Source organism: Sphingopyxis sp. 550B, from assembly GCF_057401805.1.
Genome location: NZ_CM171610.1, coordinates 41,876 through 62,280, shown reverse-complemented (window position 1 = coordinate 62,280; position 20,405 = coordinate 41,876). Strand labels below are relative to the sequence as shown.

Genomic DNA, 20,405 nt, shown 5'->3' with positions numbered 1-20,405 from the left:
CCTATTCGGCGGGCACCGGCGGCACTGACGGGCGGTATTGCGCGGCGTCGGTGGTGAATTCGGCATGGCCATAGCTCACGAGTTGCGCCTTGAGCTTGGCGATCAGCCGCCGGTCGGCGACCGTACGCAATCCCGGAATATGGGCCGCCAGCGCATAAAGCCGAATCCGGGCATAGATGAACAGCCCGGCGATTGCCGCCAGCGCGACGTCGCCGGCGGTGAGATGGACGCCGATCGCCGCGGCCTTCGCCTTGTCGCCGCCCATGAAGCTCTTGACGAAGAAGAGCTTGGCAAAGGCGCGCTCGAAGATCTCGTGCAGGCGGGCGCGCAGCGAATCGTCGGCGCGCAGGTCCGCCGCCATCGTCGCGCGCAGCAGTTCGCCGCAGGTGCTGTCGTCATAGCCGCTGCGGAGCGTGCCGCTCCGCGCGTTCATCAAGTCGACGATCCCCTGCGGCGTGTCGGCGAGCAGTTCCTCGGGCAGGCCGAGCAGGAAACAGCGATAGCGGGCCAGTTCGACCGTCGCGCGCTCGGCGCGGGTGAATTCGTGACGCCCCTCCTCGATCATCCTGTACGACAGCAGGAAGACCGAGATCAGCCCGGCCGGCATCTGGTCGACCTGCGGGATCGGAATGCCATAGACGTCCATGTCCCAGTCGTCCGGGCGCCGCAGCACGTTCGCACGCACCATCGAATGCATCAGCCGCACCATCGCCGCGGCCTTGAAGCCGGGACCATGACGTTCGAGCGCGCCGGGCAGCAGCGAGGTGGTGAAGAATGTCGCGGTATCCTTGACGCGGCGCGCCGCGGTCTGGCTCGACAGCGTGCCGGTGATCGCCATCGGCAGCGCGGCATATTTGTTCATGAAGGTCGCGATGAAGGCCCCGCGAATGATGAACGGGCCGAAATTGGCAGCCGAATTGCGGTCGATCCGCGCGCCTTCCTCGACCAGCTTCATGTCGAGCCAGTCGGGAATCCGCTCCATGTCGCGGATGAAGGCGACCAGTTCGGGCGGTGCCCTCGGGACGCTCTCGACGCCTTCATCGCAGGCGCGCGTCAGCATGTCGACCAGCGCGCGGAATCCGTATTCGCGCATCAGCGCGGCATAGGCATCGGCGGTCACGTCGCCGGTCATCGTATAGGCACGGATGAATTCGACCCGGTCGGGATCGGCGAGCAGGGCATCGCGGTCGCGGTCATATTTGCCCGACAGCGCGGTCGGATCGCCCGGCGCCGCGGCGAAGCGTTCGGGAACGGCCCGGAAATCGACCTTGCCGTACATCGCGGGCACCCGATCCCGCTGCGATTCCACCTTCGCCCACAGAGTGTCGAGCGTCGCGCGCGTGATCAATATCCATCTCCCTCTCGACGAGATGGCATCGGCCATATATATCAATTGATATAAATTCAAGCAAAAGGGATTGAACCGCCGATGCCGCGCTCCGCAACCCCGGCCACCCCGCTCCGCACCGCCTCCGACGGTTATCGCAAGGGCGAGGAGACGCGCGCCCGCATCCTCGCCGTCGCGCTCGCCGCGTTCGGCAACAGCGGCTTCGCCAGCGTCACGACCCGGCAAATCGCCAGGGAGGCGGGCGTGAACCTGCCCGCGCTCACCTATTATTTCGGCAACAAGCGCGGCCTCTATCTCGCCTGCGCGCACGCGATCGTCGCGCGCTATCGCGAAGGCATGGGCGCCGTGGCGCTGACATCCTATGCCGCACTGCAGGAACCGCTGGCGCCCGACGCAGCGCGCGCGCTGCTCAAGCGGCTGTTTGCGGCGCTGGCGCGCTTCCTGCTCGCAACCCCGGGGGCGCAGAATCCGTCGCTGTTCGTCCAGCGCGAAATCGCAAGCCCCGGTCCGGCCTTCGAGATTCTCTATGCCGAATTGTGGCGCCCGGGCATCGAACTTGCGACCGATCTGATCGTGCAGACGACGGGCGGGCAGCTGACGGAGACCGAGGCACAGGTGCGCGCGGTGCTGATGATTTCGAGCCTGACGGGCTTCCTCTCAGGCCTGCCGGTCATCGCACGCACGGCAGGAAAGGCTGACTATGTTGCGCTCGTCATCGCGGCGCTTGCAAGACAGATCGACTCCCTTGGACGCGATGATCAACATTGTGCGGACATCTGACGGCGTCGACCCACTTGCACCGACGAAGACCAGCCACGGACTTGAACACATATTCCCCAAAGCAACCGTTTCAGATGACCTGTAACGCCAACGCAAACAGCCGGGATGAAGCGCGAAGCGGACATTGTCGTTCGCTTCCGAGTTCAGAATTTTCAATAACTTACGTACGGGTCATGAACGTCCTTGCCCCGGCCGCCGCTACTCGGGGCTTTCCGGAGTCGTTTTCGCTGCCGATCACTTCGTCTACCGCCCACCGATCCGACGGGGCCGCGGTTTCGCGCCGTGATCCGGCCCGCGCTTTCCTTGCGCTTAAGGCAAGGAGAGGAGAGAGGTCATGGGCGGGCGACGCGCTCATCGGGATGTCTACCAGTGGCGGCCCCGGATCGTGATGATTCCGCGGTTCGGCATGATGGTCACGCGCGACGGCGCGCGGTCCGGCCTGATTCTGCCGGGGCGCTATCTGGTGCGCCGGTCGCGGACGATGGGGCAGATGATGTATCGGCGGACCTAGGGTCCTGACCCAAGCGGCGATCCTTCGGAGGACCGCCGCCACCGTGCGTCAGTCCGCCCGTTGCGGCGCGGCGGCCGCCTTTGGGTCCCTGACGGTCCTGGCCCAGGGGTTGAGGTCGGGTTCGGCGATCTTGGTCAGCCTGTTCCGGTCGCGGTGCTGGAACGCGACATCGCGTCCGCGCACCATCAGGCTCGTGTCGGATATGTAGCTCCACGATCCGTCGCGGTGGAAGCTCACCTCGATGCGATAGCTGTCGGTCCGGAACGCGAGTTCGAGGAAGGTGGTCGAACAGATGCCATAGTCGGTCCGCCCGCGTTCCGCGGTCAGGACCAGCTTCGTCGCCTGCGGCGTGGCGTGTCCCGCTGCGATCGCCACCTGCCCGCGCGGGATCGCCACGGTCTGCAGGATAAGGCCTGTCGCCGGCTCCCACAGCCAATAGCCGACCTGGTCGTGGAAGGCGATGTCCTCGTCGGGCGTGTTGATGTGCACATGATAGCGCAAGCCGTAGAAGAGCTGCGGCCCGTTGGTCTGCGGGTCGATCGGCTGCATCTCGATGCGCTCGTAATAGGATTTCCGCTCGGGTCCCTCGGCCTTGGGGTTGAGGTCGACCCCGCGATGCCCTTCCCAAATGCCCGCCAGCCGGCGCAGCGGCCCCAGATGCGCCAGCGTGTCGGCGTCGATCGGATCGGGCTCGGTGAAAATATCGTCCGGAATGTCCACGCCCCTGTGTCTCCCCTGACTGCGCAACCGCTCGACCCCGCTCGGCGCGATTCGACCGTCCGGCGATAGCCTAGCAAGGCGCGGCGCCCTTGTCGCCGCCGCGGACTCGCAACTCGGGCCGCTTTCGAGTCGTCCTCACGACGGCCGAGAGGAGCGATTCCGCCCCGGTTTGGCACGGATATCGGCCGTCTGCCCATACTGGTGACGGAGCGGGGCGCTCCGTCAGGGCGGAATCATGATGATCTATCGGGAAATTTTCCAACAGACCCGAAGAATTGACGAATTTCACGTAAAACGGAGAATTAAATCCGGATTTCGGATGAAAATACCACGCACCTTCGGAAACCCCGATGATAGCATCCGATAACTGAAGAATTCACGGTCGGAATTCGCAAAAAGGGGATTAGCAACATGGGAGACAGTGAGATTTTCGTTGGTCGCGTTGCCCGTTTCACACGGGCCGTACTGATGGTTTCGGCGATGGGCGTCGCCGGAATCGCTCCGGCGATGGCACAGGATACGGCCGCACAGGATACGCAGAACGACAGCGCGCAGAGCGCGGCGACGGGCGGTGAAATCATTGTGACCGCGCTGAAGCGCGGCACGCGCCTTCAGGACACGCCGCTCGCCATCTCGGCGGTGACGGGCGATTCGCTGGAGCGCGCGGGCACCACCAGCTTCACCGAACTGACGTCGGACACGCCCAGCCTGCGCATCGTCGACAACGGCCCGGGCAACCGGCGCGTCATCCTGCGCGGCGTCGTTGGCGCGGGCGAACCGACGGTGGGCATCTATTACGACGAATCGCCGGTATCGGGATCGGTCGGCACGTCGAGCGACGCCGCGGGCAGCACCCCCGACTTCCGCGTCTTCGACGTCGAACGCGCCGAGGTGCTGCGTGGCCCGCAGGGCACGCTCTACGGCTCGGGTTCGATGGGCGGCACCGTCCGCATCATCTATGAAAAGCCGAAGACCGACACGCTCGAAGGCGCGGGGTCGGTGAATCTGTCGGCGGTGAAGGGCGGCAGCCCGGGCGCCTCGGTCGACGGCATGATCAACCTGCCGATCGCGACCGACAAGCTCGCGCTGCGCGTCGTCGGCAGCTATCAGCAGTTCGCCGGCTACATCGACAATAATTTTTACGGCACCAGGAACATCAACGACGGCTATGCCCTCGGCGGCCGCGCGTTGCTGCGTTTCACGCCGACCGACGAGCTGACGATCGACCTCGGCGCCTATTATTCGAAGGTGTCGACCGATGCGTCGCGCTGGTTCTACGAAACCGGCCAGCGGCACGTCACCAGCGCGCGGTCCGAATCGGGCAACTACGACACGAACCGTATCTACAGCGGCACGCTGCGGTACGACTTCGGGCCGGTGGCGCTGACCGCGGTGTCGACCTATTTCGACCGCGACAAGATCACCGTCGGCGACGTCAGCGACAATTTCAACGGCCGCGCCACGGCGGCCGGCTGCGCGCAATATCTGCTCGGCAACACCGCGCTGACCTGCTCGGCGACCGAACTCGCTTCCTATCTCGATCTCACCAACACGATCCTCTATTCGAGCCTGTATCAGCCGCAGAGCGTGCGCAACTGGTCGAACGAGATCCGCGTGAGCTCGACCGACGGCGGCCCGTTCAACTGGACCGTCGGCGGCTATATGGAGGATCGCAAGACGACGGTGCGCTCGACGCTGCTCGCCGCCGATCCGCGCAACGGCCAGCTGCTGCCCTTCGTGGCCGCGAACATCTATTACGACCGCACGATCAGCGACCATCTGAAGCAGAAGGCGCTGTTCGCCGAACTGTCCTATGAATTCTTCGAGAAACTGACCGCGACCGTCGGTTCGCGCTGGTACGAATATGACAAGACGGTCGGCGGCGTCGTCGATCAGGGGCAGATTCACTACGCCTCGAAGCCCAGCCCCTATCGAGAGGCGCGGTCGAAGGAGAACGGCTTCGTCTTCAAGTTCAACCTCGCCTATGAGTTCAGCCGCAACCTGATGATCTATGCCCAAGCGGCCGAAGGCTTCCGTCCGGGCGGCGTCAACCAGGCGAACGGTCTGCCGGTCGCACTCGCCGGCTATACCGCCGACAGCCTGTGGAACTACGAACTCGGCCTGAAGAGCCAGCCGATCAGCGGCGTCTACTTCAACCTGACGGGCTATCAGATCGACTGGACGAACATGCAGGTGTCGGCGCGCACCGCCGGCGCGGGCTCGGTGTTCGGCTTGATCTCGAACGTCGGCGCGGCGCGCATCAAGGGGCTCGAGGCGGAACTCAACGCGTCGCCGGTCGGCGGTCTCTCGCTGATCGCCAACGTCGGCTATACCGACGCCAAGCTGTCGGAGGATCAGGTCAGCACCATCGTCATCGCGGCGGGCCGCAAGGGCGACAGGCTGCCGTTCGTTCCCAAGTGGAACGTCAGCGCCTCGGCCGAATATCTGTGGTCGCTCAGCAGCACCCTCGAAGGGCTGGTCCGGTTCGACGGCACCTATGCCGGCTCGTCCTACTCGACGCTGGCAAAGACCGACGCCTATCGCCGCAAGGTCGACGACTACACCCTGTTCAATGCGCGGTTCGGTATCCAGGCGCCCGACGGCGACTGGAGCGCGCACCTCTATGTGAACAACATCTTCAATGCCGAGGCGGTCACGACCAAGTCGAGCAGCGGGAACACCGGCGGGCTGACGGTCACCCATGGCGCGCCGCCGCGCACCATCGGCCTCAATCTGACGAAGCGGTTCCGCTGACGGGACGGCGGGCGCGCCGGGGAGCTCCTGCCGGTGCGCCCGCCCTCCCACGACGGTATCGGTTCAGGGGCTTCCAACGGGAGAGGGTCAATGAAAAAACTGGGGAAAAAACTGGGATCGACGACACGACGCGTTCTGATGGCCGGGGCGGCCGGGCTGCTTTGCGCCATTCCGGCGGTGTCCGGGCTGGCGCAGACCGCCAGCCCCGCAGCGCAGGCGACGAAGCCGCGTGCGGGTGCCGTTCCCGCCCCCGCGCGCCAGCCGGGCGAGGGCGCCGGGCCGTTCCGCAAGATGGTCATCCGCGGCGTCACGCTGATCGACGGCAGCGGTGCGCCGCCGCGCGGCCCGGTCGACGTGGTGGTCGAGAACAACATCATCACCTCGATCGAGGCCGCCGGTACGCCGGGGCTGCCGCTCGTCGACGGCCGCGCGCCGCGCGATGCCGATTATGAGCTCGACGCGACCGGCATGTTCATGCTGCCGGGCTTCATCGACATGCACGTCCACGGGTCGAGCGACGACAAGGCGCCCGACCTCAGCTATTCCTACAAGCTGTGGCTCGCGCACGGCGTGACCTCGGTTCGTGGCGTCGACCTCGCGCCGTTCGAGATTTCGCTCAGCGAGCGGGCGCGCTCGGCGCGCAACGAGATCGTCGCGCCGCGCATCTTTTCCTATCATCGGCCGGGCATGGGGCGCGGCTGGACCGGCGGTCTGACGAACACGCCCGAAAAGGCGCGCGAATGGGTGCGCTGGGCGGCGAAGGCCGGGATCGACGGCATCAAGCTGGGCGCCGACGCCAACCAGCCGCCCGAGGTGCTGGAGGCGATCTTCGACGAAGCGAAGAAGCAGCAGATCGGCACCGTCGCGCACCTGTCGCAGATCGGCGTCGGGAGGATGGACGCAAAACACGCCGGCGCCACCGGCCTAGGCACCGTGACTCACTTCTACGGCCATTTCGAATCCTTGCTCAAGAACGGGCCGGTGCAGGACTGGGCGCCCGACTATAATTTCATGGACGAGCAGCACCGCTTCGGCGACGTCGCCAATCTGGCGCGCGAAAGCTTCAATCCGGGAACCCCCGAGTGGAAGGAATATCTGGAAAGCCAGAAGGCGAATGGCGTCACCTTCGATCCGACGATGACGATCTATGCCGCGTCGCGCGATCTGATGCATGCGCGCAACGCCGACTGGCACGCGCGCTATACGATGCCGCAGCTCTGGGGCTTCTTCCAGTCGTCGCGGGAGAATCACGGCTCCTACTTCTTCGACTGGACGACCGAGCGGGAAGTGCGCTGGCGGAATTTCTACAAGAAATTCATGCAGCTGATTAATGACTACAAGAATATCGGCGGCCGCGTCACCGCGGGGTCGGACTCGGGCTTCATCTTCAAGACCTATGGCTTCGGCTTCATCGAGGAACTGGAGCTGTTGCAGGAGGCCGGCTTCAACCCCAGCCAGGTCGTGCAGGCCGCGACGTTGAACGGCGCACTGACGCTCTATGAGCCCAAGGGCATCGTGGCGCCGCCGATCGGCACGGTGCGCGTCGGCAAGCTCGCCGACATGGTGCTGGTGAAGGAAAACCCGCTCCAGAACTTCAAGACGCTCTACGGCACCGGCGCGCTGCGCCTCAACGAGCAGACGCAGCGGCTCGAACGCGTCGGCGGGGTCAGCTACACGATCAAGGACGGCATCGTCTATGACGCGAAGAAGCTGCTCGCCGATGTGGCTGAGATGGTGAAGGCCGAAAAACAGCGGATGGGATTGCCCGAAGAAGGCGTTCCGCTGCCCTGAACCGAAAGGGGGACGGCCCACGGCGGGCCGTCCCATTTTTCCGCCATGGCGGAAGGAAGAATCGGGACCGCGATCGACAGGGGGCTTGCGCCCGCCGGCAAACAATGGTCGATCGTTCGTATTTGAAGCATCTGTACCGACAGGGGGAACAGAATATATGAAACGGAAATTCACGAAGATCGCGCTCGCGGCGCTGCTGCTCGCCGCCCCGGCGGGCGCGCATCAGCGCGGCGATGAAAAGATCCCCGCGCCCGCGGCATCCTTTCCCGTGACCGCGGGGGCCCCCGCCCGCGGCGCCGGCGAAGGCGCCGGTCCCTTCCGCAAGATGGTGATCCGCAATGCCACCATCATCGACGGGACCGGCGGACCGCCGCGCAGCCGGTTCGACATCGTTGTCGAAGGCAATCGCATCACCTCTATCTCCCAGTCGGGCTGGCCGGGGCTTCCGTCCGGCAGCAACCGCATCGCGCAGGACGCCGATTACGAGATCGACGCGGCCGGCATGTACGTCTTGCCCGGCTTCACGGACATGCACGTCCACCTGCCCGGACCCGACAAGGCGCCCGATGCCAGCTATGCCTACAAGCTGTGGCTTGCGCATGGCGTGACGACGGTGCGCGGCGTGCCGCTTTCGGCACCTGCGGTCGCTAGCAATGAAAAGAACCGCTCGGCGCGCAACGAGATCGTGGCGCCGCGCATCTTCAACTATCAGACGCTGGGCGCCGGCTGGTCGGGCGGCGTCGTCGACACGCCCGAAAAGGCGCGCGCGTGGGTGCGCTGGGCCAAGCAGAACAACATCGACGGCATCAAGTTCTTCAACCGGGAGAATGAGACCCCCGACGTCTTCTCGGCCGCGCTCGACGAGGCGAAGAAGATGGGGCTGGGGACGACCGCGCATCTCAGCCAGATCGGCGTCGCCAATTTCAACGCCCGTCAGGCGGGTGAGGCGGGACTGAACACCGTCACCCACTATTACGGGCACATGGAATCGCTGCTCAAGGGGCGGGCGATCCAGGATTTCCCGTCGGGCTACGACTATAACAACGAACAGCATCGCTTCGGCGAGGTCGCCGAAATCTGGAATCAGGTCTATGGCCCGGGTTCCAAGCAGTGGCAGGAATATCTGGACGCGCAGAAGGCGAACCACGTCACCTTCGACCCGACCTTCAACATCTATGCCGCATCGCGCGACCTGATGCGTGCCCGCAACGCCGACTGGCACGCGCGCTATACGACGCCGCAGCTCTGGAACTATTTCCAGTCGACCCGCGACAATCACGGCTCCTATTTCTATGACTGGACGACCGAGAATGAGTTCGCGTGGAAGAAATTCTATGGTCTCTTCATGCGGCTGATGAACGATTACAAGAATATGGGCGGGCGCGTGACGGTCGGCACCGATTCGGGCTTCATCTGGAAGGTCTATGGCTTCGCCTATGTCGAGGAAATGGAATTGCTGCGTGAAGCGGGCTTCTCGCCGCTCGAGGTCGTGCGCGCCGCGACGATGATGGGCGCCCAGACGCTGTACGAACCGCGCGGCGAAACGCCGCCGATCGGTGCGGTGCGTGCGGGGATGCTGGCCGATCTGGTGATCGTCCCCGAAAACCCGCTCCAGAATCTGAAAACGCTCTATGGCACCGGCTTCCAGCGCCTGAATCCCGAAACAAACCGGCAGGAAGTCGTCGGCGGGGTGAAGTTCACGATCAAGGACGGCATCGTCTACGACGCGAAGAAGCTGCTCGCCGACGTCGCCGCCATGGTCGAAACCGAAAAGGCGAAACTCGGCCAGTAAGCATCCGGTCCGCAGGGTCCGCCGGCGTCCCGCCCTCCGCTTGCCGCGAAGGGCCGGGTCCCGGCGGCCCCCGGTCCTGACCCCGGTTGCTGCGGCGGCCGGGCGGGAGAACCCTCATGTCTTTTTTGACCCGCCGAAAGGCGATCGACACGATCGGAGCGGTCGGCGAGACCCAGCGGCTCCATCGCACGCTGAGCTGGCCGCATCTGATCGGCCTCGGCGTCGGCGCCATCGTCGGGACCGGCATCTATACGCTGATCGGCGTCGGCGCGGAGCGGGCAGGGCCCGCTGTCATCATCGCCTTTGTCGTCGCCGGGCTGGTCTGCGTCTGCGCCGCGCTCGCCTATGCCGAACTTGCGACGCTGATGCCCGTGTCGGGCAGCGCCTATACATACAGCTACGCGGTAATCGGTGAAGGCGTCGCCTGGGTCATCGGCTGGAGCCTCGTGCTCGAATATTCGGTGGTCTGCGCGGCGGTCGCGGTCGGCTGGTCGGGCTATGCGGTCGGCTTCCTGCAGGCGGCGGGGATCGACGTTCCGCTCGCGCTTGCCGCCGGTCCGCATGCCGGCGGGATCATCAATCTGCCGGCGATCCTGATCGTCGCGGCGGTGGCGGGAATGCTGCTGGTCGGCACGCGCGAAAGCGCCACGCTCAACATGGCGCTCGTCGTGCTCAAGATCGCGGCGCTCGCGGCCTTCGTGGTGCTGGCGATGAAGGCATTCGACGCCGGCAATTTCCAGCCCTTCATGCCCTATGGCTTCGCCGCGCATGAGGTGGACGGGCAGGTGCGCGGCGTGATGGCGGCGGCCGCGATCATCTTCTTCGCCTTCTATGGCTTCGACGCGGTGTCGACCGCGGCGGAGGAGACGAAGAATCCCGCGCGCGACCTGACCATCGGCATCATCGGCTCGATGGTCGTGTGCACACTAGTCTATATGGCGGTCGCCGCGGCGGCGATCGGTGCGATGCCGTTCATGGAGTTTTCGCGCTCGGGCGAGCCGCTCGCCTATGTGCTGCGCCAACTCGGCCATCCGGGTGTCGCGACGCTGATCGGCGCGGTGGCCGTCGTCGCGCTGCCGACCGTGATCCTGGCCTTCATGTTCGGGCAGAGCCGCATCTTTTTCGTCATGGCGCGCGATCGGATGCTGCCCGAACGGCTCGGCCGGGTGAATGCGAAGGGCACGCCGGTGGCGGTGACGATCGGCACCGCGATCGTCGTGTCGGGCATCGCGGGCTTCTTCCCGCTGGCGGAAATCGCCGAGCTGGCGAATGCGGGAACGCTCGCCGCGTTCGTCGCCGTCGGCCTGTGCCTGATTGTGCTGCGCGTGCGCCGACCCGACCTGCCGCGGCAGTTCCGCGCACCGATGCCCTGGGTCGTCGGGCTGGTTGCGATCTTCGGCTGCCTCTATCTGTTCATCAGCCTGCCGGCGGTCACACAGGGCCGGTTCCTGATCTGGAACCTGATCGGCGCCGGCGTCTATCTGGCCTATGGCGCGCGCAAGAGCCGCCTGGCCGGGCAATAGGGAAGGGGACGGATGCGCGCGCCGGGCGTCCGCCCCCCGTCCGCCAGGGCGCGGTGGTCACAGCGGCAGGCTGGCCGAATTCTTGACCTCTTCCAGCACCGCATAGGTGCGCGTCTCGCGCACGCCGGGCATGTGCACCAGCGTGTCGGCCAGGAAGGCACGATACGCCTCCATGTCGCGCACGCGCACCTTGATCAGATAGTCGAAACCGCCGGCCACCATGTGGCATTCGAGGATTTCCGGCATCACCGAAACCGACGCCGCGAACTCCTGAAACACGTCGCCCGTCGTGCGGTCCATCAGCACCTCGATGAAGATCAGCAGCGCGCGGTCGAGCTTGGTCGGGTTGAGCAGGGCATGGAAACCCAGGATATAACCCTGTTCGCGCAGTCGCTTCAGCCGGTCGAAACAGGCCGACGGCGACAGGCCGCACCGGTTCGCCAGTTCCTGGTTGGTGATTCGGCCTTCGGCCTGGATGACCTTGAGAATGCGGCGGTCGGCGTCATTCAGCATCGATTATTCTCCGGATAATGCGGAATTATCCGGATGATCATCGTATAATGTACCGAAAATTCCAAGTAAATTCGACGTTATGCCGCTATATTGGAGATGTGACCGGTTCGGGACGCAGGAGTCGCCATTCGATCGGGTTCGGGCCGCCCGGCCCACGCCGCGCCGGCTGCGCGGCCGCCCTACCGATGGTCGCAGGAAAAGGAGTATCGAGGTGAAGCAGCACAAGCAACGCATGTGCATCATCAATCCCATGCTGGTCGAGGACATCGTCCCCCTCGCCGGCGGCCAGGCCGACATCATGTGCCGCATCGGCATCAGCTGGAACAGCTGGATCAAGATCCTCGCCGGCCAGCCGGTCCGCCAGTCGCTCGGGGAGCGGTTGCGGACGCGTATCCTCGCCGCGGCCGAAGGAATCGAAGGGTTCGGCGCGAAGTTCCCGGCCGCTGGCGGCGGGCTCGACCGGGCGGCGCTCGCCGACGCCTTCCTGTTGCCGAGCCTGTCGGGCGCGAAGGACGACGACGAGGATTGGCAGCCCGCGGCCTTCGGGCACGGTGCGGCGGATCAGGTGGACGAGCGCGGCGCGCGCTTTGCGGCGGCCGGTCGGGGATGACGGGCGGCCCGGACGGACCGGGCTTTCGAACAATAACGACGGGATGACGAGGGAGGATGGTATGCGCAGGATGATGAAGAAGGCGATGGGCTTGGCGGCGGGCGTGGCGATGCTCGCATCGGGCACCGCGCTTCCCGTGGGTGCGGCGGTCGTTCCGTCGGCAACTGTCGCGCCGGCGCAGGCTCATGGCGATCTGGCGGCGGGTCCCTATCGCCGCCTCGTTATCCTCAATGCGATGGTGATTCCGGGACATGGCGGACCGGCGGCCGGTCCCTACGACATCGTGATCGAGGGCAACCGGATCGCGGAGATGATCGCGCTCGACCCGGTGACGCTCGGCCGTCGCGGCGCGAGTTCCCGGCCTACCGGTGACCGGGTCATCGACGCGACAGGCAAGTTCGTCATGCCCGGCATGATCGATCTGCATATGCACATCCGCGAAGATCCGCTTCCGATGGCCTACAACCATTATCTGAAGCTTGCCCACGGCGTGACCTCGGAAGTGATGGTGCCCGACCGCGGCATGCCGCACGCGCTCGAGCAGCAGCGCCTGTCGGCCGCCAACCGCATCCTCGCGCCGCGCCTCTACCCCTATTGGACGTGGGGCAATCTGCCCGGTTACACGCGCGAGGAGCAGGAGGACCCGTCGCAGGCGCCGCGCATCGCGCGCGAGATCGCCGCGAAGGGCGCGCATGTCGTCAGCGTCGGGCCGATCGCCTGGAACCGCGAGCTTTTCGGCGCGGTGTGCAAGGCCGTCTATGCCGCAGGCGGGATCACCTCGGTCCATCTGCCGCCCGCGACTACCGCCGTCGTCGACGCGCTGACCGCCGCGAAGCTGGGAGTCACGATGATCGAGCATCATTATGGCTATGCCGAATCCGCGCTCGACCGCACGGTGCAGGATTTCCCTCGCGACTATAATTACGATGACGAGAGCCACCGCTTTCGCCACGCCGGCATGGTCTGGACCGAGGCCGACCGCGAGCCCGCGCGCACCCGCCTGCTGACCGAGGTGGCAAAGGAACTCGCCGAAACCGGCGTGACCATGCTGCCGACGCGCGTGGTCTACGAGGCCAACCGCGACATCCTGCGCGCGCAGGGGCTGCCGTGGCACGAGAAATATACGCATCAGCTGCTGTGGGAGAAGTTCCTCCCCAACCGCAACCTGCACGGCGGCTATTTCTGGGACTGGTCGTCGGAAGACGAGGCGGCGTGGAGCAAGGCCTACGACCTGTGGGGCCGGCTGATCTATGCCTTCAACAAGGAAGGCGGCCGCGTCGCCTATGGCACCGACGACAGCTATATCTGGGCGACCCCCGGCTTCTCCAACGTCCGCGAACTCGAACTGCTGCGCGAGGCGGGGCTGCACAATTACGAGGTACTGAAGGCCGCGACGCTGAACAGCGCGGAGACGCTGCGCGAGGCGAAGCTGGGCCTGGTGCGTCCGGGTTATGCGGCCGACCTGCTGATCGTCGACCGCAACCCGGCCTATAATCTGGCCTTCCTCTACGGTTTCGGCGCCAACACGCTCGATGCGTCGGGTCAGATGGTCCGCACCGCCGGCATCATCCACACGATCAAGGACGGCGTGGTGATGGAAAATGCTCGCCTGCTCGAAGAGGTCGCACGCATGGTCAAGGCATCGCGGCCCGAAGGCCGCGCGCCCGACACGGTGACGGCGCCCTTCCTGCCCTGAGGGCCGGGGCGGCGGATCAGGCCGCCATCAGGCGCAGCTCGCCGCGGAAATCCTCGTCGAAACCGACGCGGCCGCGCATGGGGGTGACGGCATCGCTGCCGTCACCGTCGCCCTGCTCGAACAGCGCGCAGGGCGCTTCGCCCCCGCGCGCGAGGCTGTGACGCGGCACGACCCGACCGGTCGGCCGAAATCCCAGCTTGCGCAGCACCGCGCCCGACGCGGGGTTGTCGACGAAATGGCCGGCGGTCAGCTTGGGCAGCTTCATCGCATGGGCGATGCGGACGAGCTGGCGCCCCGCCTCGGTTGCGAAACCAAGCCCCCAATAGGGCCGCGCGATCCAGTATCCGAGTTCGAGCCCATCGTCGGGGCCGGGCGCGATGCCGCAGCCGCCGACAAGGCGCGGCGCGGCGCCGGTGCGCGCGAAGATCAGGAGGCGCGGCTGGTCGGGGGCGGTCGGCTGGTCGAGGAAGGCTGAAGCCTCCGCTTCGCCATAGGGCCAGGGCGCGCGGGCGAGGCCCCGCACCACCGCCTCGTCGCCGATCGCACGGGCGAGCGCCGGGACATCTTCCAGCCAGCCGGGCCGCAGCAACAGTCTATCGGTACGCGCAAACATTCTCATCACTCCCATTTGGCTGTCGCCTTGGCGCCAGATGGTGACGCTTTGGCGACAGTCGATGTGCGAGGGAGATGATCGGCCCGATTTTCGCGCCCGTCCGTCAAGCGACGGAATAAGGGCGAGAAAAAAGGGAGACCGGGGCGACCCGTCTCCCTCTTTTCGAACCTGGTTTTCCGCGTCGGGCGGAAAAGGGCGGTCCCGGGTCGTCCCTTGGTGGACGACCGCGGCAGGATCGTCCCTTATTCGGCGGCGTCCGCCATACAGTCGACCGACACATATTTGCGGCCGAGCTTGCCGTCGTGGAATCGGACGCGGCCGTCCGCGGTCGCGAACAGCGTGTGGTCCTTGCCGATGCCGACGTTGACGCCCGGATAGACCTTGGTGCCGCGCTGGCGCACGATGATGTTGCCGCCGATCACTTCCTGACCGCCGAACTTCTTCACGCCAAGGCGCTTGGATTGCGAGTCGCGGCCGTTGCGCGACGAACCGCCTGCCTTCTTATGTGCCATGACTGATGCTCCTTACTTCTGCCGAGCCGCGGACGAGCGCGCTCAGGCGTCCTTCTTCGGGGCCGCTTTCTTGGCGGCGGGCTTCTTCTCGGTGGCTTCGGCCTTGGGCGCGGCGGCCTTCTTCGGCGCTGCAGCCTTCTTCTCGACGGGCGCAGCCTTGGCTTCGGCGGCCGGGGCGGCGTCTTCCTTCGGCGCCGCTTCCTTCTTCGGGGCGGCCTTCTTGGCTTCGCCGACCGACAGGATGCGCAGCAGCGTCAGCGACTGGCGGTGGCCGTTGCGGCGGCGGTAATTGTGCCGGCGGCGCTTCTTGAAGACGATGACCTTCTCGCCGCGCGTCTGGGCGATGATCTCGGCAGAGACGGTCAGTCCCTCGGCGTCCTTCACCTCGCCGCCGTCGCCGGCCAGCAGGATGTCGCCCAGCGACACGGTGTCACCGGCCGCGCCCTCGATCTTCTCGACGGCGATCTTGTCTCCAGCGGCGACGCGATATTGTTTGCCGCCCGTGCGCACGATTGCGAACATGGTCTTCCATCCAATCAAAAACTAAATCGCCCGCGCTGCCGACCGCCCGCCGAAGCAGGCGAACTTTCCGGCATGCGGGAAAGACCGCGCCACTAGCGGGACCGGGGCTTTCTGTCAACCGCATGTTTCCGGGCTTTTCGGCGATTTCGCCGCCGTTCGCGGAATCCCGATGGGTGCGCATTCCGATTCGGCTTGCCGCCCCGCGCCGGCCCCCATATCAGGGGCGGCGATGACGCGCATCCCGCTTTCCCGTCCACTGGCGATCGCCGCCGCCCTGTCGCTTTCGGCCTGCGCCGCCGCGGGCGGGGACGGGGCGCCGTCGCTGGCCAAGCGGCCGGTTGAGGGACGATTCGACGTCGCGCCACCCGTAGTCGTCGTCGACCCGCCGGGGCCGTTGCCCGCCGACCTCGCCGGCCGCCTCGCGCGATGGGATGCCGATGCCGTCGCCGCGCAGAGGGCCTTCGCCGCCGAACGCGGCACCGCCGCGACGCTCGTCTCGGCCGCTTCGGGCGCCGCGGTCGCCAGCGAACGCTGGGTCGTCGCGCAGCAGGCGATCTCACGCCTCCAGGCGACGCGCGCGCCGCTCACCGCCGCACTCGCCGACATCGACCGGCTCTATCTCGACCGCAGCGTCGCCGAGGATATCGACGGTCTGCCCGACATCTATGCGCTGCGCGACCGCCTCGCCGACATGGCGGCGACGCAGGATGCGGTGGTCGAGGCGCTGGAGCGGCAATTGCCGCAATAGGAGGCCGAGCCTGCCGGAAATCGTCACCCCGGACTTGCTTGGCAATTATTCCCGTTCCGACGCGTAGCTGTTCCCCGGCGAAAGCCGGGGTCCATGCGGGGCAGCACGACGCCATCTGGACCCGGCTTTCGCCGGGGAACAAGCTGAGGGGCTTACAGGCCAAGCCGTTTCAGGGCCCATCGTCGGAACCATGGATGCCGAAACATATTAGACATGACGAAGGAAGGGGCGAGGTTATTGATTCAGCCCATGCTTCTTCAGCGCATGGCGAATCTGATCGTAGCTGAGTCCCAGCGCCTCGGCCGCGACTTTCTGGTTATAGCGGCAGCGCGCCATCGTTTCGGCGAGGATCTGCCTTTCATAGCCGTCGACCGCGGCGCGCAGGTCGCTGACCGGGCCCGAGGGCGGCGCGGCCGGCGCGGCTTCGCTGGCTGCGGCCGAAGGCGCGGAGGCGGGCGCCGCGGCTTTGCGCTGCACCGTGGGTTGCCACGGGCTCGCGAAGGGGTCGAAGCTCAGCGCGTCGACCGGACGGGTCGCGTCTGCCCAGCGATAGATGGCGCGCTCGATGACGTTGCGCAGTTCGCGGACGTTGCCCGGCCAGTCGTGCCCCTCCATCGCCGCGAGCGCGCGCGGGCCGAAGCCCGGCCATTCCTCCCAGCCGAGAACCGCCGCCATGCGCTGCCCGAAATAGGTCGCGAGCACCTCGATATCGCCCTCGCGCGCGCGCAGCGGGGGCAGGGTGATGACCTCGAACGACAGCCGGTCGAGCAGGTCGGCGCGAAAGCGGTTATCCTCGACCAGCGCGGGCAGATGCTCGTTGGTCGCTGCGACGATGCGGACGTCGACGCGCACCGGGCGTGACGCGCCGACGCGCGTGATCTCGCCATATTCGACCGCGCGCAGCAACCGCTCCTGCGCCGCCATCGACATCGTCGCCAGTTCGTCGAGGAACAATGTGCCGCCGTCGGCTTCCTCGAAACGGCCCGCGCGGCTGCGTGTTGCGCCGGTGAACGCGCCCGCCTCGTGTCCGAACAGTTCGGCCTCGATCAGCGTCTCAGGCATCGCGGCGCAGTTCAGGATCACATAGGGCTTGTCCCAGCGCGCCGACAGGCGGTGCAGGCGTTCGGCGATCAGTTCCTTGCCGGTGCCGCGCTCGCCGATCACCAGCACCGGGCGGTCGAGCAGCGCCGCCTGGCTCGCGCGGTCGACCGCATCCTGAAAGGCCGCCGATTGCCCGATGAACTGCGTTTCGCGCTCCATTCCCAACTATTGGCAAAATTTCCCGTTGAATGGCAAGTGGAATCGGCTTGCAAGGCGATTTCAGTGTAAAGTTGCGCGCTTTTCCGGTGCTTTCGGGCAATTGGCACGCCCTCTGCATAGAATAAGGCGAACCGGCGCATGTCGTGCCGGAGCAGCAGAATGAGGAAGTTCGATCCATGAAGACGACCCTTGCCCAGGCCGCTACCTTCGCGTTCAGCGCGGTCGGTGCGCTGGCCATTCTCGTCGGCGTGCTCGACCAGCCTCGGATTGCTGCCAGCGCCGCCGGAACCCCGACCGCGATGCTGGCGGCGGCTGCATCGACCCCGACGGTCGGCCGCATGGCCTGACCGGCTCTGGTGCCGGGGCTCTCTCCCCCCTTGCCCCGCCCCGGCACCAGCATTCAAAAGGGCCCTGCCAAGGGCTCGGACGTGTTTCGACAGGAGTGTAGTAAAATGGGTATTTTCTCACGGACCCGCGACATCATCGCCGCCAACGTCACCGATCTGCTCGACCGGGCGGAGGATCCCGAAAAGATGATCCGCCAGATCATCTTCGAGATGAACGAGACGCTGGTCGAGGTTCGCGCCTCTGCGGCCCGCACCATCGCGGACCAGAAGGAAATGCGCCGCCATATCGCCAAGCTCGAAAGCCTGCAGGACAGCTGGAAGGAAAAGGCCGAACTCGCGCTGTCGAAGGACCGCGAGGACCTCGCCACCGCCGCGCTCGTCGAAAAGCAGAAGGCCGGCGACATGGCCGAACGGCTGAAAGGCGAGATCGCGGTGCTCGACGATGCGCTCAAGGGCTATGAAGCCGATATCGCCAAGCTCCAGAAGAAGCTAGGCGAGGCGCGGGCCCGCCAGTCGAGCGTCGTCAACCGCCTCGAAAGCGCGGAGAACCGCTATCGCCTGCGCGAGATGACCAATGGCGATCGCGTCCAGGACGCCTTCTCGCGCTTCGAGATCCTCGAACGCCGCGTCGACGAAGCCGAAGGCCGCGCCGAGGCGCTGGGTCTCGGCTACAAGAAGTCGCTCGACGAAGAGATCGCCGAACTGCAGGCCGCCGACAAGGTCGCCGACGAACTGGCCGCGCTCAAGGCGGCGCAGGGCAAGCAGTAAGGAGCCGCACCGATGGAAGAGATCATCATCGTTCCGATCGTCATCGGCACCCTCTTCCTCGGTCTGCCCTGGCTGATCCTCCACTACATCACGCGGTGGAAACAGGCCAAGACGCTGACCGGAGAGGATGAGCAGCTGCTCGACGAACTCTACGACACCGCCCGCCGGCTCGAGAATCGTCTGCATACCGTCGAACGGATCATCAGCGCCGACCATCCCGACTTCCGCCCCGCGGTTCGCAGCGACGAGGATCTGGCGCAGCTTGAAAACATGAGCAGGAGGAACTGAGATGTCTGCCAGCCGCACCAAATTCTATCTCGATAAACAGCATGCCAAGTGGAGCGGCGTGTGTGCGGGGATCGCGGACTATATCGGAATCGACGTCCTCTGGGTCCGGGTCGGCGCGGTGCTGCTGACGCTGATGGGCGGCTTCCCCTGGACGCTGATCGCCTACTGGCTGGTCGCCTGGATGGGAACGCCCAAACCGCTTGCGCTCTATGGCTCGGCAGAGGAAGCGAAATTCTGGCAGGGCGTGCGCTCGAACCCCAGCGCCTCGACGCGCGACATCCGCTCGCGCTTCCGCGACATCGACCGCCGCCTCGCCGACATCGAACAATATTATACCAGCCACAACCGCCGCCTCGCCGACGAGATCGACGCGCTGCGCTGAGCGGGACCGGGCAACAGGGAGACAGATCATGAGCTGGGGAGGACCCGCCTTCGTCATCGCGATCGTCGGCCTTTCGATCGCCGGATGGATGTTCACCACCTGGGTGCGTGCGAGGCACGGCTATCCGATCGAGAATGAATGGGGCGGCACGGTTCATCGAACCGACCCCCACGCTGATCGAAAAATCGCGCTGCTGACGGACGACAATGCCAAGCTTTCGGCCCAGATCACGCGGCTGGAGGAGCGGGTGTCGGTGCTCGAACGCATCGCCACCGACGCGAACGGCCGCGCGGCGCAGCTCGCCGAACAGATCGACCGGCTGCGCTGAGGAGAGGAATTATGGACAAACTCGGTATCATCAACGCCATCGGCCCGATCCTCGCGATCATCTGCGTCGCCGGTATCGCCGGCTGGGTCGTCACCACCTGGATGCGGATCAAGAACGGCTATCCGCTCGACGGCGCCTGGGGACAGGCGGTCTATCCCAAGACCGGCGACGAGGCGATGGAGCGTATCAAGCTGCTGAGCCAGGAAAACGCCCAGCTCCGCGCCGAGCTCGGCTCGCTCAAGGATCGGCTCGCAGTGGTCGAGCGGATCGTCACCGACGAAGGCCACCGGCTGAGCCACGAGATCGAGGCGCTGCGGCGCCCGGCGAACTGAGGAGGCGGACATGGAAGATATGGTCTATGCGCTGATCCCGCTCGCGCCGTTCATTGTCGGTGGTCTGTTCATCTGGACCAAGCACCAGCAGAAGATGATCGAGAAACAGTCGGAGATGACGGCCGAAAAGGCGGCGCAATATGCCGCGCAGACCGAACGGCTGGAGGCGCGGGTGCGCGTCCTCGAACGGATCGTCACCGACCGGGGCATCGATGTCGCCCAGGAAATCGACAAGCTGCGCGATGCGCCCCTGAATTGACGACCGGA

23 protein-coding genes are annotated in these 20,405 nt (G+C 65.8%); 16 read left to right on the top strand and 7 right to left on the bottom strand.

The genetic code is table 11. The features are described 5' to 3' along the window. Position 1 precedes the first annotated feature (1 nt). Positions 2-1,384, bottom strand: a complete 1,383-nt coding sequence (locus tag AC2S9W_RS00295; protein WP_486571468.1) for an oxygenase MpaB family protein — start codon at positions 1,382-1,384, stop codon at positions 2-4. Positions 1,385-1,429: 45 nt separating this feature from the next. Between AC2S9W_RS00295 and AC2S9W_RS00290 the strand changes: the two genes are divergently transcribed. Together AC2S9W_RS00290 and AC2S9W_RS00285 are read left to right on the top strand one after the other, a co-directional pair. Further along, on the top strand, positions 1,430-2,128 hold the full coding sequence (locus AC2S9W_RS00290; protein WP_067185952.1) for a CerR family C-terminal domain-containing protein: 699 nt from the start codon (positions 1,430-1,432) through the stop codon (positions 2,126-2,128). Between the two features lie 385 nt (positions 2,129-2,513). Continuing rightward, positions 2,514-2,639: a hypothetical protein gene (locus tag AC2S9W_RS00285; protein WP_486571467.1), complete on the top strand. Its 126-nt coding sequence runs from the start codon at positions 2,514-2,516 to the stop codon at positions 2,637-2,639. A 48-nt stretch (positions 2,640-2,687) separates the two neighbouring features. Here the strand turns inward: AC2S9W_RS00285 and AC2S9W_RS00280 are convergent, their stop codons facing one another. Beyond that, on the bottom strand, positions 2,688-3,359 hold the full coding sequence (locus AC2S9W_RS00280) for an FABP family protein (protein WP_486571466.1): 672 nt from the start codon (positions 3,357-3,359) through the stop codon (positions 2,688-2,690). A gap of 507 nt (positions 3,360-3,866) precedes the next feature. Here AC2S9W_RS00280 and AC2S9W_RS00275 point away from each other — a divergent pair. From AC2S9W_RS00275 to AC2S9W_RS00260, 4 genes are all read left to right on the top strand, one after another. Next, positions 3,867-6,113, top strand: coding sequence for a TonB-dependent receptor (locus AC2S9W_RS00275; RefSeq protein WP_486571465.1), 2,247 nt, complete (start codon positions 3,867-3,869; stop codon positions 6,111-6,113). Positions 6,114-6,203: 90 nt separating this feature from the next. Continuing rightward, positions 6,204-7,904, top strand: a complete 1,701-nt coding sequence (locus AC2S9W_RS00270; protein ID WP_234002471.1) for an amidohydrolase family protein — start codon at positions 6,204-6,206, stop codon at positions 7,902-7,904. Between the two features lie 157 nt (positions 7,905-8,061). Further along, entirely contained in the window at positions 8,062-9,696 is a 1,635-nt protein-coding gene (locus AC2S9W_RS00265; protein WP_104959851.1) for an amidohydrolase family protein, read from the top strand. Between the two features lie 116 nt (positions 9,697-9,812). Continuing rightward, entirely contained in the window at positions 9,813-11,219 is a 1,407-nt protein-coding gene (locus AC2S9W_RS00260; protein WP_076076833.1) for an amino acid permease, read from the top strand. Positions 11,220-11,276: 57 nt separating this feature from the next. Here AC2S9W_RS00260 and AC2S9W_RS00255 read toward each other — a convergent pair whose 3' ends face one another. Continuing rightward, entirely contained in the window at positions 11,277-11,732 is a 456-nt protein-coding gene (locus tag AC2S9W_RS00255; protein ID WP_067106361.1) for an Lrp/AsnC ligand binding domain-containing protein, read from the bottom strand. Between the two features lie 211 nt (positions 11,733-11,943). On the opposite strand from AC2S9W_RS00255, the gene AC2S9W_RS00250 reads away from it, so the two are divergent. Further along, positions 11,944-12,342 carry a hypothetical protein gene (locus AC2S9W_RS00250; protein ID WP_158682280.1) on the top strand — a complete coding sequence of 133 codons (399 nt, stop codon included), beginning with the start codon at positions 11,944-11,946 and terminating at the stop codon, positions 12,340-12,342. Between the two features lie 61 nt (positions 12,343-12,403). Continuing rightward, positions 12,404-14,038 carry an amidohydrolase family protein gene (locus tag AC2S9W_RS00245; protein WP_199775010.1) on the top strand — a complete coding sequence of 545 codons (1,635 nt, stop codon included), beginning with the start codon at positions 12,404-12,406 and terminating at the stop codon, positions 14,036-14,038. 16 nt (positions 14,039-14,054) lie between these two features. Here AC2S9W_RS00245 and AC2S9W_RS00240 read toward each other — a convergent pair whose 3' ends face one another. From AC2S9W_RS00240 to rplU, 3 genes are all read right to left on the bottom strand, one after another. Then, entirely contained in the window at positions 14,055-14,651 is a 597-nt protein-coding gene (locus AC2S9W_RS00240) for a GNAT family N-acetyltransferase (RefSeq protein WP_486571464.1), read from the bottom strand. A gap of 242 nt (positions 14,652-14,893) precedes the next feature. Then, a complete protein-coding gene (gene rpmA / locus AC2S9W_RS00235) occupies positions 14,894-15,163 on the bottom strand; it encodes a 50S ribosomal protein L27 (RefSeq protein ID WP_067106365.1) in 270 nt (89 codons plus the stop codon). Between the two features lie 42 nt (positions 15,164-15,205). Then, positions 15,206-15,685, bottom strand: a complete 480-nt coding sequence (rplU, locus tag AC2S9W_RS00230; protein WP_486571463.1) for a 50S ribosomal protein L21 — start codon at positions 15,683-15,685, stop codon at positions 15,206-15,208. Between the two features lie 229 nt (positions 15,686-15,914). Between rplU and AC2S9W_RS00225 the strand changes: the two genes are divergently transcribed. After that, the gene (locus AC2S9W_RS00225; RefSeq protein WP_486571462.1) at positions 15,915-16,433 is read left to right on the top strand and encodes a hypothetical protein; all 519 of its coding nucleotides are present in this window, start codon (positions 15,915-15,917) and stop codon (positions 16,431-16,433) included. 234 nt (positions 16,434-16,667) lie between these two features. Here AC2S9W_RS00225 and pspF read toward each other — a convergent pair whose 3' ends face one another. Then, positions 16,668-17,693: a phage shock protein operon transcriptional activator gene (pspF, locus tag AC2S9W_RS00220; protein ID WP_486571461.1), complete on the bottom strand. Its 1,026-nt coding sequence runs from the start codon at positions 17,691-17,693 to the stop codon at positions 16,668-16,670. A 176-nt stretch (positions 17,694-17,869) separates the two neighbouring features. Between pspF and AC2S9W_RS00215 the strand changes: the two genes are divergently transcribed. The 7 genes from AC2S9W_RS00215 to AC2S9W_RS00185 all read left to right on the top strand — a co-directional run bounded on the left by AC2S9W_RS00215 (position 17,870) and on the right by AC2S9W_RS00185 (position 20,397). Further along, positions 17,870-18,040, top strand: coding sequence for a hypothetical protein (locus AC2S9W_RS00215; RefSeq protein ID WP_156482980.1), 171 nt, complete (start codon positions 17,870-17,872; stop codon positions 18,038-18,040). Positions 18,041-18,145: 105 nt separating this feature from the next. Further along, the gene (gene pspA / locus AC2S9W_RS00210; RefSeq protein ID WP_067106372.1) at positions 18,146-18,808 is read left to right on the top strand and encodes a phage shock protein PspA; all 663 of its coding nucleotides are present in this window, start codon (positions 18,146-18,148) and stop codon (positions 18,806-18,808) included. A gap of 12 nt (positions 18,809-18,820) precedes the next feature. Further along, positions 18,821-19,096 (top strand): envelope stress response membrane protein PspB, encoded by a 276-nt coding sequence (gene pspB / locus AC2S9W_RS00205; protein WP_067185932.1) that lies wholly within the window; start codon positions 18,821-18,823, stop codon positions 19,094-19,096. A 1-nt stretch (position 19,097) separates the two neighbouring features. Continuing rightward, the gene (gene pspC, locus AC2S9W_RS00200) at positions 19,098-19,478 is read left to right on the top strand and encodes an envelope stress response membrane protein PspC (RefSeq protein WP_067106375.1); all 381 of its coding nucleotides are present in this window, start codon (positions 19,098-19,100) and stop codon (positions 19,476-19,478) included. A gap of 28 nt (positions 19,479-19,506) precedes the next feature. Beyond that, positions 19,507-19,806: a hypothetical protein gene (locus AC2S9W_RS00195; protein WP_212598518.1), complete on the top strand. Its 300-nt coding sequence runs from the start codon at positions 19,507-19,509 to the stop codon at positions 19,804-19,806. Positions 19,807-19,817: 11 nt separating this feature from the next. After that, positions 19,818-20,138 carry a hypothetical protein gene (locus AC2S9W_RS00190; protein WP_424537962.1) on the top strand — a complete coding sequence of 107 codons (321 nt, stop codon included), beginning with the start codon at positions 19,818-19,820 and terminating at the stop codon, positions 20,136-20,138. 10 nt (positions 20,139-20,148) lie between these two features. After that, on the top strand, positions 20,149-20,397 hold the full coding sequence (locus AC2S9W_RS00185; protein ID WP_067185928.1) for a hypothetical protein: 249 nt from the start codon (positions 20,149-20,151) through the stop codon (positions 20,395-20,397). Positions 20,398-20,405: the final 8 nt, after the last annotated feature.

Coding starts and splice junctions, on each gene's coding strand:
- AC2S9W_RS00295 (WP_486571468.1), bottom strand. CDS start 1,384: ATGGCCGATGCCATCTCGTCGAGAGGGAGATGGATATTGATCACGCGC.
- AC2S9W_RS00290 (WP_067185952.1), top strand. CDS start 1,430: ATGCCGCGCTCCGCAACCCCGGCCACCCCGCTCCGCACCGCCTCCGAC.
- AC2S9W_RS00275 (WP_486571465.1), top strand. CDS start 3,867: ATGGCACAGGATACGGCCGCACAGGATACGCAGAACGACAGCGCGCAG.
- AC2S9W_RS00270 (WP_234002471.1), top strand. CDS start 6,204: ATGAAAAAACTGGGGAAAAAACTGGGATCGACGACACGACGCGTTCTG.
- AC2S9W_RS00265 (WP_104959851.1), top strand. CDS start 8,062: ATGAAACGGAAATTCACGAAGATCGCGCTCGCGGCGCTGCTGCTCGCC.
- AC2S9W_RS00260 (WP_076076833.1), top strand. CDS start 9,813: ATGTCTTTTTTGACCCGCCGAAAGGCGATCGACACGATCGGAGCGGTC.
- AC2S9W_RS00255 (WP_067106361.1), bottom strand. CDS start 11,732: ATGCTGAATGACGCCGACCGCCGCATTCTCAAGGTCATCCAGGCCGAA.
- AC2S9W_RS00245 (WP_199775010.1), top strand. CDS start 12,404: ATGCGCAGGATGATGAAGAAGGCGATGGGCTTGGCGGCGGGCGTGGCG.
- AC2S9W_RS00240 (WP_486571464.1), bottom strand. CDS start 14,651: ATGTTTGCGCGTACCGATAGACTGTTGCTGCGGCCCGGCTGGCTGGAA.
- rpmA (WP_067106365.1), bottom strand. CDS start 15,163: ATGGCACATAAGAAGGCAGGCGGTTCGTCGCGCAACGGCCGCGACTCG.
- rplU (WP_486571463.1), bottom strand. CDS start 15,685: ATGTTCGCAATCGTGCGCACGGGCGGCAAACAATATCGCGTCGCCGCT.
- AC2S9W_RS00225 (WP_486571462.1), top strand. CDS start 15,915: ATGACGCGCATCCCGCTTTCCCGTCCACTGGCGATCGCCGCCGCCCTG.
- pspF (WP_486571461.1), bottom strand. CDS start 17,693: ATGGAGCGCGAAACGCAGTTCATCGGGCAATCGGCGGCCTTTCAGGAT.
- AC2S9W_RS00215 (WP_156482980.1), top strand. CDS start 17,870: ATGAAGACGACCCTTGCCCAGGCCGCTACCTTCGCGTTCAGCGCGGTC.
- pspA (WP_067106372.1), top strand. CDS start 18,146: ATGGGTATTTTCTCACGGACCCGCGACATCATCGCCGCCAACGTCACC.
- pspB (WP_067185932.1), top strand. CDS start 18,821: ATGGAAGAGATCATCATCGTTCCGATCGTCATCGGCACCCTCTTCCTC.
- pspC (WP_067106375.1), top strand. CDS start 19,098: ATGTCTGCCAGCCGCACCAAATTCTATCTCGATAAACAGCATGCCAAG.
- AC2S9W_RS00195 (WP_212598518.1), top strand. CDS start 19,507: ATGAGCTGGGGAGGACCCGCCTTCGTCATCGCGATCGTCGGCCTTTCG.
- AC2S9W_RS00190 (WP_424537962.1), top strand. CDS start 19,818: ATGGACAAACTCGGTATCATCAACGCCATCGGCCCGATCCTCGCGATC.
- AC2S9W_RS00185 (WP_067185928.1), top strand. CDS start 20,149: ATGGAAGATATGGTCTATGCGCTGATCCCGCTCGCGCCGTTCATTGTC.